12 protein-coding genes are annotated in these 17,115 nt (G+C 73.1%); 1 reads left to right on the forward strand and 11 read right to left on the reverse strand.

Going from position 1 to position 17,115, the window contains the following annotated elements:
• Positions 1-4: 4 nt before the first annotated feature.
• From rplU to ACFCY1_RS34895, 4 genes are all read right to left on the reverse strand, one after another.
• Positions 5-322, reverse strand: coding sequence for a 50S ribosomal protein L21 (gene rplU, locus ACFCY1_RS34880; RefSeq protein WP_045696828.1), 318 nt, complete (start codon positions 320-322; stop codon positions 5-7).
• 230 nt (positions 323-552) lie between these two features.
• Positions 553-4,248, reverse strand: a complete 3,696-nt coding sequence (locus ACFCY1_RS34885; protein WP_375877180.1) for a ribonuclease E/G — start codon at positions 4,246-4,248, stop codon at positions 553-555.
• Positions 4,249-4,645: 397 nt separating this feature from the next.
• Positions 4,646-5,446 carry a TIGR03936 family radical SAM-associated protein gene (locus ACFCY1_RS34890; RefSeq protein ID WP_049659422.1) on the reverse strand — a complete coding sequence of 267 codons (801 nt, stop codon included), beginning with the start codon at positions 5,444-5,446 and terminating at the stop codon, positions 4,646-4,648.
• Between the two features lie 231 nt (positions 5,447-5,677).
• Positions 5,678-7,606 (reverse strand): TIGR03960 family B12-binding radical SAM protein, encoded by a 1,929-nt coding sequence (locus ACFCY1_RS34895; RefSeq protein ID WP_375877181.1) that lies wholly within the window; start codon positions 7,604-7,606, stop codon positions 5,678-5,680.
• A gap of 556 nt (positions 7,607-8,162) precedes the next feature.
• On the opposite strand from ACFCY1_RS34895, the gene ACFCY1_RS34900 reads away from it, so the two are divergent.
• Positions 8,163-9,467, forward strand: a complete 1,305-nt coding sequence (locus tag ACFCY1_RS34900; protein WP_375877182.1) for a M14 family zinc carboxypeptidase — start codon at positions 8,163-8,165, stop codon at positions 9,465-9,467.
• Positions 9,468-9,548: 81 nt separating this feature from the next.
• Here the strand turns inward: ACFCY1_RS34900 and rodA are convergent, their stop codons facing one another.
• The 7 genes from rodA to ACFCY1_RS34935 all read right to left on the reverse strand — a co-directional run bounded on the left by rodA (position 9,549) and on the right by ACFCY1_RS34935 (position 17,114).
• Complete coding sequence (gene rodA, locus ACFCY1_RS34905; RefSeq protein WP_049658703.1) at positions 9,549-10,748, reverse strand: rod shape-determining protein RodA; 1,200 nt, start codon at positions 10,746-10,748, stop codon at positions 9,549-9,551.
• A complete protein-coding gene (mrdA, locus tag ACFCY1_RS34910) occupies positions 10,745-13,057 on the reverse strand; it encodes a penicillin-binding protein 2 (RefSeq protein ID WP_375877183.1) in 2,313 nt (770 codons plus the stop codon). Before mrdA ends, rodA begins: the two co-directional genes overlap by 4 nt.
• 73 nt (positions 13,058-13,130) lie before the next feature.
• Positions 13,131-13,769, reverse strand: coding sequence for a rod shape-determining protein MreD (gene mreD / locus ACFCY1_RS34915; RefSeq protein WP_049658707.1), 639 nt, complete (start codon positions 13,767-13,769; stop codon positions 13,131-13,133).
• Positions 13,770-13,772: 3 nt separating this feature from the next.
• Positions 13,773-14,768 (reverse strand): rod shape-determining protein MreC, encoded by a 996-nt coding sequence (gene mreC, locus ACFCY1_RS34920; RefSeq protein WP_375877184.1) that lies wholly within the window; start codon positions 14,766-14,768, stop codon positions 13,773-13,775.
• Positions 14,769-14,883: 115 nt separating this feature from the next.
• The gene (locus tag ACFCY1_RS34925; RefSeq protein ID WP_049648984.1) at positions 14,884-15,909 is read right to left on the reverse strand and encodes a rod shape-determining protein; all 1,026 of its coding nucleotides are present in this window, start codon (positions 15,907-15,909) and stop codon (positions 14,884-14,886) included.
• 332 nt (positions 15,910-16,241) lie between these two features.
• The gene (gene ndk, locus ACFCY1_RS34930) at positions 16,242-16,655 is read right to left on the reverse strand and encodes a nucleoside-diphosphate kinase (protein WP_049648947.1); all 414 of its coding nucleotides are present in this window, start codon (positions 16,653-16,655) and stop codon (positions 16,242-16,244) included.
• A gap of 108 nt (positions 16,656-16,763) precedes the next feature.
• Positions 16,764-17,114 carry a DUF4233 domain-containing protein gene (locus tag ACFCY1_RS34935; RefSeq protein WP_049648948.1) on the reverse strand — a complete coding sequence of 117 codons (351 nt, stop codon included), beginning with the start codon at positions 17,112-17,114 and terminating at the stop codon, positions 16,764-16,766.
• Position 17,115: the final 1 nt, after the last annotated feature.

A 17,115-nucleotide genomic window follows, 5' to 3' on the forward strand; every position in this document is an offset into this window, starting at 1 on the left:
CCCCTTACTTGCTGACCGAGTCGATGCTGGTGATGCGCACCGCGGTGTGCTGCTGACGGTGACCCTGACGGCGGCGGTAGCCGGTCTTGTTCTTGTAACGCAGGATGACGATCTTGTCACCCTTGGTCTGGTCGACCACCTCGGCGTGAGCCTTCACGCCGGCCAGGACCCACGGGTCGGAGGTGACAGCGTCACCGTCGACGACGAGGATGGTCGAGAGCTCGACCGAGTCACCCGGCTTGGCCTCGATACGGTCGATCTCCAGCACGTCGCCGACGGCGACCTTGTGCTGGCGGCCGCCTGCGCGAACGATCGCGTACATGCGGTACCTGCTTTCCTTGCTCGGTCGGAACCCCCGACGCCAGCCACCTGGGTACGGACACAGGAGCCTCTCCCCGGCCCTCCGCGCGAACGCGGTGACCTCGGGAAGGTGATGTGCTCGGGAGCAATGGCGTAGACACGCCGATGGTCAAGAATACGGACCGGCCGCCCGGGGGGCAAACCGGCCCGTACGGCCCGGGGCGGGATCACTCCCGCCCCGGGGCGTGGGCACTACTCGGACGCCGTATCACCCTCGGCGGCCGCGGCCTTCTTGGCCGCCGCGCTCGTCCGCTTGGTGGCGGTCTTGCGGGCGGTGGTCTTCTTGGCCGCCGTGGTGGTCTTCTTGGCGGCGGTCTTCTTCGCGGCGGTCTTGCGGGCGGCCCGCTTCTTCGGCGCCGGCGCCTCCTCGGCCGCAGCCTCGGCGGCGGCCTCGACGGCCTCGACGGTCTCCGGTGCCTCGACGGCCTCCGGAGCCTCGGCGACGACCGCGGCCTCCGCGGCCACGACCGGCTCACCCGTCGCCTCGGCGACGGCCTCGGCCGCGGCTTCCACGACCGCCGGGGCGGCGGCCTCCAGGGCCGCCTCCAGCGCCGCCTCGGCCTTGGCCTGGAGCACCACGATCTCGGCGGTGCCCGGGGAGCCCGCCGGAGCGGTCGCCTTGCGCACCGCGCGGCGGCGCGGACGGCCCGCCGGAGCGGCGGCCGGGGCCTCCGCCACGGGAGCCTCGACGACCGGGGCCGGGACGGCGGGAGCCGCCTCGGCCGGGGCCTCGACGCCCGGGACCTCCAGGGCCAGCTGGCCCTCGATCTCCTCGCGCACCGGCTCGGCCGACTCGGCGAAGGCCTCCACCGCGACCGGCTCGGCCACCGCGGCCACCGCGGCCTCGACGGCCTGCGGCTCCTCGTGGCCCGCGCCGCCCTTGCCCCGGCGACGGCGCTTGCCGCTGCCCGCACCGGCCTCGCCCGCCACCACGGGGGCGTGGACGTGGGCGCTCGGCTGCTCCATGTGGACGATCACGCCGCGGCCGTTGCAGTGCACGCACGGCTCGGAGAAGGACTCCAGCAGACCCTGGCCGACCCGCTTGCGGGTCATCTGGACCAGGCCCAGCGAGGTGACCTCGGCCACCTGGTGCTTGGTCCGGTCCCGGCCCAGGCACTCCAGCAGGCGGCGCAGCACCAGGTCGCGGTTGGACTCCAGCACCATGTCGATGAAGTCGATCACGATGATGCCGCCGAGGTCGCGCAGCCGCAGCTGGCGCACGATCTCCTCGGCCGCCTCGATGTTGTTCCGGGTGACCGTCTCCTCCAGGTTGCCGCCCTGGCCGACGAACTTCCCGGTGTTGACGTCGATGACGACCATCGCCTCGGTGCGGTCGATCACCAGCGAACCGCCGCTGGGCAGCCAGACCTTGCGGTCCAGCGCCTTCATCAGCTGCTCGTCGATCCGGTAGGTGGCGAACACGTCCACCTCGGAGGTCCACCGCTGGAGCCGCTCGGCGAGGTCCGGGGCCACGTTGGAGACGTACTCGTGGATGGTCTTCCACGCCTCGTCGCCGGAGACGATGACCTTGGTGAAGTCCTCGTTGAAGATGTCGCGGACGACCCGGACGGTCATGTCCGGCTCGCCGTACAGCAGCGCCGGGGCGTTGCCGGTCGCGGCCTTCTTCTGGATGTCCTCCCACTGCTGCTGGAGGCGCTGGACGTCGCGGGTCAGCTCCTCCTCGGAGGCGCCCTCGGCGGCGGTGCGCACGATGACGCCCGCGTCGTCCGGGACGATCTTCTTGAGGATCTGCTTCAGCCGGGCGCGCTCGTTCTCCGGGAGCTTGCGCGAGATGCCGGTCATCGAGCCCTCGGGCACGTACACCAGGTAGCGGCCGGGCAGCGAGATCTGGCTGGTCAGGCGGGCGCCCTTGTGGCCGATCGGGTCCTTGGAGACCTGCACCAGCACGGACTGGCCGGACTTCAGCACCGACTCGATCCGGCGCGGGCCGCCGTGGCCCAGCGCGCCGAAGTTGACCTCGCCGGCGTACAGCACCGCGTTGCGGCCCTTGCCGATGTCGACGAAGGCGGCCTCCATCGACGGCAGCACGTTCTGGACCTTGCCCAGGTAGACGTTGCCGACGTACGAGGTGGCCTGCTCCTTGTTGACGTAGTGCTCGACCAGCACGCCGTCCTCGAGGACGCCGATCTGGGTCCGCTGGCCGCTCTGGCGCACCACCATGACGCGCTCGACCGACTCGCGGCGGGCCAGGAACTCGGCCTCGGTGATGATCGGCACCCGGCGGCGGCCCAGCTCGCGGCCCTCGCGGCGGCGCTGCTTCTTGGCCTCCAGACGGGTCGAGCCCTTGATGGACTGCACCTCGTCCGGGTCGAACGACGGCTCGGTGGAACGGCGGCGCGGCTCGCGCACCTTCACCACCGTACGGACGCCGTCCTCGGTGGTCTCGGCGGTCTCGACGGCGCCGGCCTCACCGCTGCGGCGGCGACGGCGACGGCGGCGGCGCGACGAGGACAGGCCGGCGGCCAGGTCGTCGTCCTCCTCGCCCTCCTCCTCGGCGACGGCCTCGGCCGACTCCTCGACGGACTGCTCGGTCTCGACGGCCTCGAACTCCTCGGCCTCACCGCGGCGACGGCGGCGACCGCCCCGGCGGCGACGGCGCGACGGACGGCCGTCCTCCCACTCGTCCTCGGTCTCCGGACCGGCGGCGGGGGCCTCGACGGCGGGCGCCTCGACGACCGGGACCTCGACGACGGGCGCCGCGACCGGCGCCTTCGCCGCGGCCTTGGCGGCCTTCGCGGCGGCCTTCACCGGAGCCTGGGCGCCCGACTTGCGACGGGTCGGCTCGACCCGGGTGCGGACCCGGCGGCGACGGCCGACACCGCTGTACTCGAACTCGTCGTCCTCCTCCTCGCGCCCGGCCTGCACCGGGGCCGCGGCCGGAGCCTCGGCCTTCGCCGGGGCGGCGGCGGGCTGCTGCGGAGCGGCCTGCGCCACCGGAGCGGACGGCGCGGCCGGTGCCGCCGGAGCGGACGGCGCGACGAAGGAGGCGGGCTCCTGGAACACCGGCGCCTGGAAGACGGCGGTGGCCGGGCGGACCGCACGGCGGCGCACCCGGTGGGGCGGCTCGGCCTCGGCGGCCGGGGCGGCAGCGGCGGGCCGGGCGGCCGGCGCGGCGGCGGGGGCCTCGACGGCCTCCTCCTCGGGCTCCTCCGCGACGGCGGGCTCCTCGGCCTGCGGCTCCTCGGCGGCGGGCTCCGCCACCGGGGCCTCGACGACCGGCGCGGCCTCGACCACGCGACGGCGGCGGGGGCGGCGGGCCGGAGCGGCCGGGGCCTCCTCGGCCACCGGCTCGGCGGCGGGGGCCTCCACGGCGGGGGTCTCGACGGCCGGCGCCTCGACGACGGGGGCCGCGGCCTCGGCCACGGGGGCACCGGCGGGCGCCTCGGCGCGCTTGCGGGTACGGCGGGCCCGGACGGGCTTCTCGGCGGCCGGCTCGGCCGTCGGCTCGGCGGTCTCCGCCTTCGCGGCCTTGGCGGCCCTGGTGGTCTTCGAGGCCTTCGCGGCCTTCACGGGGGCCTCGGCCACCGGGGCCTCGACGGCCTCCGGCGCGGTCACCACGATCGGGGTGGCCTCCGGCGCCCCGGCCGGGGCCTCGGCGCGCTTACGGGTACGGCGGGCCCGGACGGGCTTCTCGGCGGCCGGCTCGGCCGTCGGCTCCACGGCCGGAGCCGGGGCGGCCGCGGGGGCCTCGGCCGGCACGACCGTCTCGGCCGCGTCGGCGGCCGCACCCTGCGGGGTACCCGCCGGGCGGGACACCGCGCGGCGGCGACGGCGCGGCGGCGCGGCGGACGCGCCCTCACCACCGGTCGCGGCGGTTTCGTTCTGTTCCGTGGCCGCAGTCTGCTGCGGATCGGTGTTATCGAGCATGCGGGTGGATCTCCCGTCAGGCCCCCGGGCTCCGCATCCGGGCACGGCACGGCACCGCTGGGCGGCCGGCATCACGACGATGCCTGGACCGGACCCTTGGAACGGTGCCGCCGCGCGGACGCGAGGCCGCACAGGGGCTCGTAGTCTCGCTCGGCGCCCCGCACACGGCGGGGTGTCGAAAGTCTTCTGGTCTGACCAGTCTTCTGAGGTTTTCCCAAGCTGCGCCGTCCCCCAACCCCGGGTGGCTCCCGGACGGGGTCCCGGACCGGCCGACCTTCCTGGTCGGCAGGCCCCGGTTGGCAGGCCTGCGCTGCGACGACGCTCGCTCCCCTGGGGAGCCGCGGGAACCCTGGAGGACCGTCGGGCCCAGTGAGGCACTGGGCCCGGCCTCCCCCCGCTAGGCGGACGCGGTAGCGTGCGGCCCTGCTGCCGGCTCCGAGCCGACCGGGGCCGCTGCGCGGTCGAGCGCCAGCGGGTCGGTCACCGTGCCGGACTCCTCGTCGAGCGGCCCCTGCGCCAGCCTGGTCACCTCTGCGGGGACCGGCGGCGCCAGGTCGGCCGTCACACGGAGACCGGACAATACGTCGTCGGGTCGTACGGCTGGTGTGGCGTGTCGTACTACCAGGCGCAGTATCGCACAGGGACGGCCGGTCCGAACATCGCGGTCGGTTCCGGCCCCGGCGTCCGCACCGGCCTCGACCTGGGCCGGGACGGCTTCCAGCGCCGCCACCGCGCCCCGCGCGTCGAAGACCCGCAGGCCGTTCTTGGTGCGGCGCTCGACCTCGACCCGCTCGGCGGCGAGGAAGCGCGCGACCGCGTCGGCGGCCGCGTCGGGCTCGACACCGTCCAGCCGGAGCAGCCACTCGGAGGCCTCCAGGCGCTCCACGAAGTTCGGCGTCCGCACCTCGACCGCGTCGATCACGTCCAGGCCCGTCGGCAGCGACTCGTCCAGCTGCGCCCGCAGCTGCTCGGGGTCGCGGACAGCGGCCAGGCCGATCTCCAGGTACTCCGCCTCGCTCGCCACCCCGGTCGGGGCCGCGTTCGCGTAGGAGACCTTCGGGTGCGGGGTGAAGCCGGCCGAATAGGCCATCGGAACGGCGGACCGGCGCAGGGCGCGCTCGAAGGCGCGCTGGAAGTCGCGGTGGCTGGTGAAGCGGAGCCGGCCGCGCTTGGTGTAGCGGAGACGAATCCGCTGCACCGTCGGCGCGGGCGGCGGACCGTCGGGCGTACGGCGTGCCAGGGTCGCTCAGTCCTTAGTCAGTTGTCCCCGTCCGGCGTGGCGTCTTCCCGCCACTGTCCGGACTCTGTCACCTCAAAGGGTACGCGCCCCGCCACCCCCCTCGCTCCGCCCCTGGTCAGCCGCCGCTCCCCGGCACGCCGCGACCCCCGGCCGAATCGGTCCGGCCGGGGGTCGCGGGTGTGACGTGCGCTACTTGTTGACGACCGTCAGGGGGAGCATCTTCTTGCCGGTGGGGCCGATCTGGATCTGGGTGTCCATCTGCGGGCACACGCCGCAGTCGAAGCACGGGGTCCAGCGGCAGTCGTCGACCTCGACCTCCTCCAGGGCGTCCTGCCAGTCCTCCCAGAGCCAGTCCTTGTCGAGGCCGCTGTCCAGGTGGTCCCAGGGCAGCACCTCCTCGTAGGTGCGCTCGCGGGTGGTGTACCAGTCGACGTCGACGCCGGTGCCGGCCAGGCCCTTCTCGGCGCAGGCCATCCAGCGGTCGTAGGAGAAGTACTCGCGCCAGCCGTCGAAGCGGCCGCCGTCCTCGTAGACCTCGCGGATGATCGCGCCGACCCGGCGGTCGCCGCGGGAGAGCAGGCCCTCGACGATGCCCGGCTTGCCGTCGTGGTAGCGGTAGCCGATGTTCTTGCCGTACTTGCGGTCGCCGCGGATGGAGTCGCGCAGCTTGGCCAGGCGGGCGTCGGTGGCCTCGGCGGACAGCTGCGGGGCCCACTGGAACGGGGTGTGCGGCTTGGGCACGAACCCGCCGATGGAGACAGTGCAGCGGATGTCGTTCTGGCCGGTGACCTCGCGGCCCTTCTGGATGACGTTCTTCGCCATCTCGCCGATCTGGAGCACGTCCTCGTCGGTCTCGGTGGGCAGGCCGCACATGAAGTACAGCTTCACCTGGCGCCAGCCGTTGCCGTACGCGGTGGCGACGGTGCGGATCAGGTCCTCCTCCGACACCATCTTGTTGATGACCTTGCGCATGCGCTCGCTGCCGCCCTCGGGGGCGAAGGTGAGGCCCGAGCGGCGCCCGTTGCGGGACAGCTCGTTGGCGAGGTCGATGTTGAAGGCGTCGACGCGGGTGGACGGCAGCGACAGGCCGATCTTGTCCTCGGTGTAGCGGTCCGCCAGGCCCTTGGCGATGTCGCCGATCTCGGTGTGGTCGGCGCTGGACAGCGACAGCAGGCCGACCTCCTCGAAGCCGGTCGCCTTCAGCCCGCGCTCCACCATCTCGCCGATGCCGGTGATGCTTCGCTCCCGCACGGGGCGCGTGATCATGCCGGCCTGGCAGAAGCGGCAGCCGCGGGTGCAGCCGCGGAAGATCTCCACGGACATCCGCTCGTGCACCGTCTCGGCGAGCGGGACCAGCGGCTGCTTCGGGTACGGCCACTCGTCGAGGTCCATCACGGTGTGCTTGGACACCCGCCACGGCACGCCGGGGGCGTTCGGCACGACGCGGCCGATCCGGCCGTCGGCCAGGTACTCCACGTCGTAGAACTTGGGGACGTAGACCCCGCCGGTGCGGGCCAGGCGCAGCAGCAGCTCGTCCCGGCCGCCCGGGCGGCCCTCGGCCTTCCAGGCGCGGATGATCTCCGTGATGTCGAGGACGGCCTGCTCGCCGTCGCCGACCACGGCGCAGTCGATGAAGTCCGCGATCGGCTCCGGGTTGAAGGCCGCGTGGCCGCCGGCCAGGACGATCGGGTCGTCGATGGTGCGGTCCTTGGCCTCCAGCGGGATGCCGGCCAGGTCGAGCGCGGTCAGCATGTTCGTGTAGCCGAGCTCGGTGGAGAACGACAGGCCGAACACGTCGAAGGCCTTCACCGGGCGGTGGGCGTCCACGGTGAACTGCGGGACGTCGTGCTCGCGCATCAGCGCCTCGAGGTCCGGCCAGACGCTGTAGGTGCGCTCGGCGAGCACACCCTCACGCTCGTTCAGCACCTCGTAGAGGATCATGACGCCCTGGTTGGGCAGCCCGACCTCGTAGGCGTCGGGGTACATCAGCGCCCAGCGGACGTCGCAGGCGTCCCAGTCCTTGACGGTCGAGTTCAGCTCGCCGCCGACGTACTGGATCGGCTTCTGGACGTGCGGGAGGAGGGCCTCCAGGCGTGGGAAGACCGATTCGACAGTCATGTACTAGGAACCCTTACGACGTGATTCGGTGCCGCGAGTCGGCACGGGAGGGGTGACCCTCAAGGGTAGCCCAATCCGGGGAACGGGCCGTCTGCCCCGGTTCACGGGCCCTCCGCGCTCCGGCGCGACCCCGGACGGCCGGTCTCCGCCCGCACCCGCCGGTGGCCACCGGTGCCCACCGGTGGCCTCCCGCGCCCGCTGGTGCCCGCCCCGGCACGCGCGGTGGGCGCCCGCCGGCCGGTCCCGTCCGCCGTTGACACGCCCGGACGGCCCGTGCGGTACTGACAGGGCTCCGCCAAAGACATCTGCACCCCTTCCGGACAAGGAAGTTGAGTCGTACGCTCGGCCCTCGTCGGTTTTCCGGCCGGCACGCCTCTCCCTCCCCACGGGCCGCCCCCGGACGGCCCCGTCCGTCCCCGCACGGCCGCCGTTCCCGGCCCGCGGTGCCACGCCCAGCCCCGTCCCCCTCCCCCGTCCCCCCCGCCCGCACGCCGTGCCCGGCGGCGCACCCGCACGCCCGCGCCCCGGCGGCCGTACGACCGGCGCAAGGAGAACCATGACCGACACCGGTCGGCGGATCCGCCCGCTCCGGACCCTCGACACCCGGCCGGCCCGCTACCCGACGCCGGCCCAGGCCGAGTCCGCCGCGCGGCGGCTCGCCCTGCGGCACCCGGACCGCTGCCGGCTGCGCGAGGTGGGCCGCTCCCGGGCCGGCCGCCCGCTGCTGCTGCTCTCCGTGGACCGCGGCCCGCGGGCCGTCCTGGTGGTCGGCGGCCCGCACCCCAACGAACCGATCGGCACCGCCGGGACCGTCCGGCTCGCCGAGGTGCTGCTCGACCGCCCCGCCCGCCCCGGACTCTCCTGGCACCTGCTGCTCTGCCTCGACCCCGACGGCGCCGCGCTCAACGCCGGCTGGCTGGACGGCCCGCTCACCATGCGGCGCCACTACGAGCACTTCTTCCGCCCCTCCTTCGAGGAGCAGCCCGAACTGCTGCCCGCCCCCGGCTCCGGCCGCCCGCCGATGCCGGAGAGCCTGGCGCTGACCGGACTGATCGACGAACTGCGCCCGTTCCTCCAGTGCTCGCTGCACGGGGTGGACTTCGGCGGCGCGTTCGCCCAGCTCACCCGCCCCGTCCCGGGCCTGGCCGGGCGCTTCGCCCGCTCCGCGCAGCGGGCCGGCGTGCCGCTCGACGTGGACTCCTACGACGCGATCGGCTGGGCCAGCCCGGACCCGGGCACCTACCTGATGCCGTCTCCGGGCACCGGCGGCTCCCGGGCCCTGCCGGACGAGCCCGAGCTGTCCACCTGGTCGTACGCGGCCCGGTACGGCGCGGTCTCCGCGGTGCTGGAGGTCCCGATGTGGGCCGTCGACGCGGTCGGCGACGCCCACCGCCACCCGGCCGGCCCGCAGGCCCTCGCGGCCGCCGCCCGCGACCTCACCGCACGTGCCGCGGACCTCACCGCCCTGCTCCCGGCCGTCCGCGCGCACCGGCCCGGGGCGCCCGGCCACGAGGCGTACGGCCCGCTGCTGCGCACCGCCGAGTCCAGCCTGGCGGTCGCCCCGCGGGTGGCCGAGGAGTGGCTGGAGCGCTGGGGCGCCGAACCGCTCACCGCCTCCCGGGTGACCACCGCCGGACTGGTCGCCGCCCGCGTACCGCTGCGGGTCGCGTCGATCCTGCTGCGGCTGCTCGCCGACGCCCGCGGCCCCGGCGTCGAGGCCGCCCGCGACCGCGCCCGCACCGTCGTCGCCGACAGCCTCGACCGGCTGCGCCACCGCTTCGGCACCCGCTGGGTGCCCGTCCAGGAGCAACTCGCCCACCAGACCCGCGCCGTCCTCACCACCGCCGACTGCCTCCTCTGAACCCGCCCCGGCCCCGGACACGACAGCGGGGCCGGCCCGGGAAGTCCCGGACCGGCCCCGCCGCCGCACGGCGCGGCGCGCTCAGGCCGCTATCGGCCGCTGGCTCCGCACCGCCTGGAGCAGCCCGATGGCGATCCAGTTGGCGAACATCGACGAGCCGCCGTACGAGACGAACGGCAGCGGGATGCCCGCGACCGGCATGATGCCCAGGCACATCCCTATGTTCTCGAAGGCCTGGAAGGCCATCCAGGCGATGACCCCGGCCGCCACGATCGTCCCGTACAGGTCGGTCGCCTGCCGGGCGATCCGGCAGGCCCGCCAGAGGATCACGCCGACCAGCGCGATGATCGCCAGCGCCCCGACGAAGCCCAGCTCCTCGCCGGCCACGGTGAACACGAAGTCGGTCTGCTGCTCCGGCACGAACTGCCCGACGGTCTGGGTGCCGTGGAACAGCCCCTTGCCGGTCAGTCCGCCCGAGCCGATCGCGATCCGGGCCTGCGCGGTGTTGTAGCCGACGCCGTTCGGGTCCAGCTGCGGGTTGGCGAAGGCGGCGAAGCGGTCGATCTGGTACTGGCTCAGCAGCCCGAACTTCCAGATCGCCACGCATCCGGCGGTGCCCGCCACCAGCAGGCCGAGCACCCAGCGGTTCGCCGCGCCGGAGCCGAGCAGGATGCCCAGCACGATGGCGGCCATCACCATCACCGAGCCGGCGTCCGGCATCAACAGCACTATGCACATCGGCACCCCGGCCCAGAGCAGGCCCCGGAACACCGCCCGGTGCGAGGGGAACTCCCGCTCCCCCGCGTCCACCTGGTCCGACAGCACGACGGCCATCGCCAGCACGATCGCGAGCTTCGCGAACTCGGCCGGCTGGATCGAGAAGCCGCCGCCGAGCTGGATCCACGAGTGCGCGCCGTTGATGGTCGAGCCGAGCGGGCTGAGCGTCGCCAGCAGCAGGACGAGCACGCCGACGTACAGGAACGGCACGATCGTGCGAAAGCGCCGGCTCCCTATCGCTATCACCACGGAGCACAGCACCAGCCCGACCACGAAGTTGGTCAGGTGCCGGTACAGGAAGTACTGCGGGTCCCCGTGGGTCAGCGAGTCGCGCCCGCGGGTGGCCGACCAGACCAGCAGCGAGCTGCCGGCTGAGAGGGCGAGGGCGGCCACCAGCAGTATCCAGTCCAGCCGCCAGAGCGGGGAGTCCTTGGACAGCGCCTTGGAGACCCCGCGGCGCTGCGGGGCCAGCCGCAGCTGCCGGTACGAGCCGTAGGAGGTCATGCCCGTCCCCTTCCCGGTCCGCGCGTGGGTTCGAGCGCGGCGTCGGCCGCGGTGTACGACGCCGGACGGTCGGCCGGCGGTGTCCGGTCGAGGAAGGCCGTCGCCGGGGCCGGCTGCGCCGTGGCCGTGTCGAGCAGCGCCGGAGCGGCGACGGCCTGGGCCTGGAGGCCCGGGGCCTGGGCGCCCTGCGCCGCGTCGGCGCCGTACGAGACCGGCTTGATGATCGCGGTGCCGTCCGGGTTGAACTTCGGCAGCTCGGCCTGCGGCGTGGGCAGCAGCGCCTTGCCGCTGTCGATGCCGCCCTTGTCGTCCACGCCGTACAGCGCCTGGTAGATCCGGCGGATGGCGTCGCCGGAACCGCCGGAGCCGGTGCCGCCCTGGCTTATCGTCATGACGACCGCGTAGTCCTTGCTGTACGTGGTCAGCCAGGAGGTGGTCTGCTTGCCCTCGACCTCGGCGGTGCCGGTCTTGGCGTGCAGCGTGATCTTGTCCTGCGGCCAGCCGTTGAACTTCCAGGCGGCGGTACCGCTCTTGATGACGCTCTCGGTGGCCTGGTTGATGTAGCTGAGCAGCTTCTCGTCGCCGGGGAACTTGGCGTCCTCGTGCGGGGCGATCTCGCGGACGAGGTCCCCGCCCGGGCTTATCACGGCCTTGGCGATGGTCGGCCGGTAGAAGGTGCCGCCGTTGGCGAGCGCCGAGTAGATCCGGGCCATCTGGACCGGGGTGACGAGGGTGTCGCCCTGGCCGATCGCGAAGTTGACGGCGTCACCGGCGCGCATCTGGTAGCCGTCGACGCAGTTCTCCCGGGCGATCTGGTCGGAGTAGCTGTTGCCGCCCTTCTGCCCCTGGGCGCACCAGGCGTCCTTGTTGTTGTCGTAGAAGGACTGCTTCCACTGCCGGTCCGGCACCCGGCCGGTGACCTCGGACGGCAGGTCGATGCCGGTCTTGGCACCGAGGCCGAACTCGTGGGCGGTCTTGAAGAACCAGTCGCCCGGGTCCTTCTTCGGCTTGATGCCGCCGTCCTTCATCCACTGGTCGTACGCCAGGCCGTAGAAGACGGTGTCGCAGGAGACCTCCAGCGCCTTCTCCAGGGAGATCTGGCCGAAGTTCTCGCTCTCGAAGTTCTTGAACTCGCGGCCGCCGATGGTCATGCTCTTCGGGCAGTCGTAGCGGCCGTCCAGCGAGTAGCCGGCCTGCACGGCGGCGGTGGTGGAGATGACCTTGAAGGTCGAGCCGGGGGCGGACTGACCCTGTATGGCCCGGTTCAGCAGCGGGAAGTTGGAGTCCTTGCTGGTCAGCGACTGGTAGTCCTTGCCGCTGATGCCGCCCACCCAGAGGTTCGGGTCGTAGGTCGGGGCGCTCGCCATCGCGACGATCCGCCCGGTGTGCACGTCCATCACCACGGCGGCGCCGGAGTCGGCCTCGTAGTTGCGGTTGGTGATCTTGTCGAAGGTGTTCCGGGCGTCGTTCATGGCCTGCGCCAGGTTGTCCTCGACCACCTTCTGCACCCGGGCGTCGATGCTGGTGACCAGGTTGTCGCCGGTCTGCGGGGCGACGGTGCCGGCGTTGCCGATCACCCGGCCGAGGTTGTCGACCTCCAGCTTGGTGATGCCCGCGGTGCCGCGCAGGTCGCGGTCGTACACCGACTCCAGGCCGGCCCGCCCGATCTGGTCGGCCGGCAGGTAGCGGTCCAGGCCGCTCTTGCCGGCGGTCTTGCTGACCTCCTCGTCGGTGACCGGCGAGAGGTAGCCGAGCACCTGGGCCATGTTGGCGCCCTCGGCGCCGGTGTAGCGGCGTACGGCGGTGGGCTGCGCGGTGATCCCGGGGAAGTCCTCGCGGCGCTCCATTATCTGCATCGCCTGCTGGGTGGTCGCCTCCTTGGTGACCGGGATCGGCTGGTACGGCGAACCGTTCCAGCAGGGCTGCGGGGTCTTGGCGTCGCAGAGCCGGACCTTCTCCTGCACGTCCTTGGCCGGCATCCCCAGCACCTCGGCCAGCCGGGACAGCACCGCCTTGCCGCCGTCCTTCTGCTGGAGCAGCGAGGTGCGGCTGACCGAGACCACCAGCCGGGTCTCGTTGCCGGCCAGCACCCGCCCGGAGGCGTCCAGGATCTCGCCGCGGACGGCCGGCTCGACCACCTCGCGGATGTGGTTGCCGGTCGCCTTGGCGGTGTACTCCTTGGCGTTGCGGATCTGCAGGTACCACAGCCGTCCGCCGAGGGTGGCGAGCAGCGACAGCACCAGGATCTGCAGCACCACCAGACGGATCGTCACCCGTCGGGTGCGGCCGGTCTCGGGGATGTTGCTCACGTCTCGTGCGCTCCAGGATGCGGGGAGGTCGGGTGGTCGGGGCCGGAGGGCCGGGGCCGGGCGGCCGGTCCGGTTACGGGCGGCGGGCGAAGCCCGGCACGCGCCGCTTCTTGTACGACGGGCCCGTCGAGGTGTCGCGGGTGGTGCGGTAGCGGGCCAGCGTGCCCAGGCCGGAGCCGCCCTCGTCGTCGTCCGCGGCGGCCACCGGGTCGCGGCCGAAGCGGCGGCCCAGGTACATCACCAGCGGCACCACGAAGGGGGCCAGCAGCAGGTCGTAGAGCAGGGCGCTGATGACCAGTCCGCCGAGGCCGACGTGCCGGGCCGCGGTGTCGCCGACCAGGGCGCCGACCATCGCGTAGAGCAGGGTGGAGGCGACCGCCGCGGCGCCGACCACGACCAGCGAGCCGGCCACGGACCGCTGGCGGCCGTGGTCCGGGCGCAGCAGCCCGGCGGCGTAGCCCATCAGGCAGAGCACCAGCGCGTAGCGGCCGATGGCGTGGTCGGAGGGCGGCGCGAGGTCGGCCAGCAGGCCCCCCGCGAAGCCGACCAGGCAGCCGCCGGTGGGCCCGTAGACCATGGCCAGGCCGACCACGACGAGCAGCAGTATGTCCGGGGTGGCTCCCGGGAGCTGGAGCCGGCCGAACACGCTGACCTGGAGGATCAGGCCGAACAGGACGAGGCCGGCGGAGACGGGGATGCGGGCGAGGCGCATGGCTCAGTTCCCCCCAGTGGGCTTGGCGGGCGGGGCGGCGGGCGCGGAGGCCGGGACCTGGCCGGGCACGGAGGCCGGGACCTGGCCCGGCGCGGCGGCCGGGACCTGGCCCGGCGCGGCGGCCGGCTGGCCCGCGGCGGGCGCCGGCGGCAGGACGGCGTCGCGCGGGTCGGCGCGCGGCGGCACGACCACCACGCCGACCAGGTCCAGCCGGGTGAACTGGACGAAGGGCTCGACCAGGACGGTCTTGGTCAGCTGGCCGGCGTTGGCCTGGACCTCGACGACCTTGCCGACCGGGACGCCGGGGACGAACGGGCGGCCGCTCTGCGAGCCGAAGGTGACCAGCCGGTCGCCGGCCTTGACCTGGGCCTTGCCGTTGAGCAGGGAGACCTTCATCGGGCTGTCGCCGCCGCCGGAGGCGAAGCCGATCTCGCCGGTGCCCTCCAGCCGGGTGCCGGCCGAGAAGCCGGGGTCGGAGGCGAGCAGCACGGTGGCGGTGGTGGGCGCGACGGTGGTGATCCGGCCGACCAGGCCCTGACCGTTGATCACCGTCATGTCGCGGGTGAGGCCGTCGTCGCTGCCGGCGTCGATGGTGATGGTCCAGGAGAAGCCCTGGGCCGGGCCGATCGCGATGACCTGGGCGGCCTTGACGGTGTAGCCGCCGGCGCCGGCGGTGCGCAGCAGGTCGTCCAGCTGCTTGGTGCGCCCGGTGGCCATGTCTGAGGAGGCGAGCTTCTGCCGGAGTTCGGTGTTCTCGCGGGCGAGCTGGTCGGTGCGGCCGCTGTCGGTGGCCGCGTCGCGGAAGGCGCGGACGGTGTCGGCGACCGGGTCGACGACGGTGGCGGCTCCGCGCTCGACCGGTCCGAGGACGCTGGCGGCGGCGTGCCGGGCGGGCCCGAGCGGGGAGTCCTCACCGCCCTTGATGTCCACGGTGATCAGCGCGAAGGCGACGGCCACCAGCAGGATCAGCAGCAGCCGGCTCTCTCGTGTGTCCCTCACGGTGCTGGTACTGCCCCTTCGTACCTGGCCGCCGCCCGGGGCTGTGGGGCCCGGGCGGCGGCCCGTTCAGTCGAGTGTCTGATGTGACGTGTGGTGCCGGTGGTGCGGCGACCTGTCAACGACGCGGCGAAGCGTCGAGTACCTGCTGGAGCGCCTCGAACTCCTCGACGCACTTGCCGGAGCCGAGTGCGACGGAGTCGAGCGGGTTCTCCGCGATGTGGATCGGCATGCCGGTCTCGCGGCGCAGCCGCTCGTCCAGGCCGCGCAGCAGGGCGCCGCCGCCGGTGAGCACGATGCCCCGGTCCATGACGTCGCCGGCCAGCTCGGGCGGGCACTGGTCGAGGGTGGTCTTGACCGCGTCGATGATCGCGTTGACGGGCTCGTCGATGGCCTCGCGGACCTCGGCGGCGGAGATGACCACGGTCTTGGGCAGACCGCTGACCAGGTCGCGGCCGCGGATCTCGGCGTGCTCGTCCTTCTCGCCCTCCAGGCCGAAGGCGCTGCCGATGCTCATCTTGATCTGCTCGGCACTGCGCTCGCCGAGGAGCAGCGAGTACTCCTTCTTGATGTGCTGGACGATCGCGTTGTCCAGCTCGTCGCCGGCGACCCGGATGGACTGGGCGGTGACGATGCCGCCGAGGGAGATCACGGCGACCTCGGTGGTGCCGCCGCCGATGTCGACGACCATGTTGCCGGTGGCCTCGTGGACGGGCAGGCCGGCGCCGATCGCGGCGGCCATCGGCTCCTCGATGATGTGCACCTGGCGGGCGCCGGCCTGCGAGGAGGCCTCGATGACGGCGCGGCGCTCGACTCCGGTGATGCCGGAGGGCACGCAGACCACGACGCGGGGGCGGGCGAGGTAGCGGCGGCGGTGGATCTTGAGGATGAAGTACCGCAGCATCCGCTCGGTGATCTCGAAGTCGGCGATCACGCCGTCCTTGAGCGGGCGGATGGCGACGATGTTGCCCGGGGTGCGGCCGATCATCTTCTTGGCCTCGGCGCCGACGGCGAGGATGCCGCCGGTGTTGGTGTTCACCGCGACGACGGACGGCTCGTTCAGAACGATGCCCTTGCCCCTGACGTACACCAGCGTATTGGCTGTTCCGAGGTCGATCGCCAAGTCGCGGCCGATGAACGACAGGTTGCTCGCCATGGGGTGTGGGTGCCTTCCCGGGCTCGGAGTTCATGGGGGGGTGGACGAATGCGCGCGTCCACGCGTGGGCGGAGAACAGCTGAGCTGTCTTACCGGGCCCTTGAGTCGCGTCCATCGTAGCCACGCCACTCGGTACGGACGTCGGCGTGGGGCATACCGTCCATTGTCCGGGGCGTGATCGCATCTCCGAGGATTGGGACGCCGTGTCGGCGCCGCCAGTTCCCTATTTCACGATAAGAATGCCCCGGCCGGGCCAATGGTCCCGACCGGGGCGGTACGAACGTCCCCCCGGGCGTGTCGCCCGGGTCCCGCTCGCCGGATCAGGCGTGCGCGGGGAAGAAGATCTTGATCTCGCGCTCGGCGGACTCCGGGGAGTCGGAGGCGTGGATCAGGTTCTCGCGGGTGATCGTCGCGTAGTCGCCGCGGATGGTGCCGGCCCCGGCCTCCAGCGGGTTGGTGGCGCCGGCCAGCATGCGGATGCCCTTGACGACCTCCTCGCCCTCGACGATCAGCGCGATCGACGGGCCGGTGGTCATGAACTCCAGCAGCGGCTCGTAGAACGGGCGGCCCACGTGCTCCGCGTAGTGCTGCTCCAGCGTCGCCCGGTCGAAGGTGCGCAGCTCGATGGCGGCGAACCGCCAGCCGGCCTTGCGCTCGATGCGGCTGATGATCTCGCCGGCCAGGCCGCGGCGGACGGCGTCGGGCTTGAGCAGGACGAGAGTGCGCTGGGACACGGTGCGTCTCCTGGGGATTCGGTTCGGCAGACAGTCGGGTCGACAGGCGGCGCCGACAGGGCAGAGATTACCTTGCGTACACGGCGTGTCGGTCCGCTGGTCCGGGCCTCAGGCCTGTACGGCGGCGGCCTCCGCGGCGGCCCTGGCGGCCTTGAACGCGTCCACCTTGCGGCCGTAGTGCACCGAGCACCACCACAGGCCGGCGAAGACCACGCCGAGCCCGAACATGGTCGGCAGCACGAAGCCGCTGGCGATCAGCCCGATCTGCAGCGCCCAGCCGATCTGCACCGCGCCGGGGCGGTCGATCATGCCGCAGAGCAGGACGCACAGCGCCATCGCGATGCCGCTGACCGTCCAGATCTCCGCGTTGGAGACGTCGGTGAGCCGCATCGCGACCAGCGCCGCGAACAGGACCAGCAGCACTTCGCCGATCAGAGTCGAGGAGCAGAGCGTCCTCATG

The organism is Kitasatospora sp. NPDC056273 (assembly GCF_042268845.1).
Lineage (GTDB): Bacteria > Actinomycetota > Actinomycetes > Streptomycetales > Streptomycetaceae > Kitasatospora.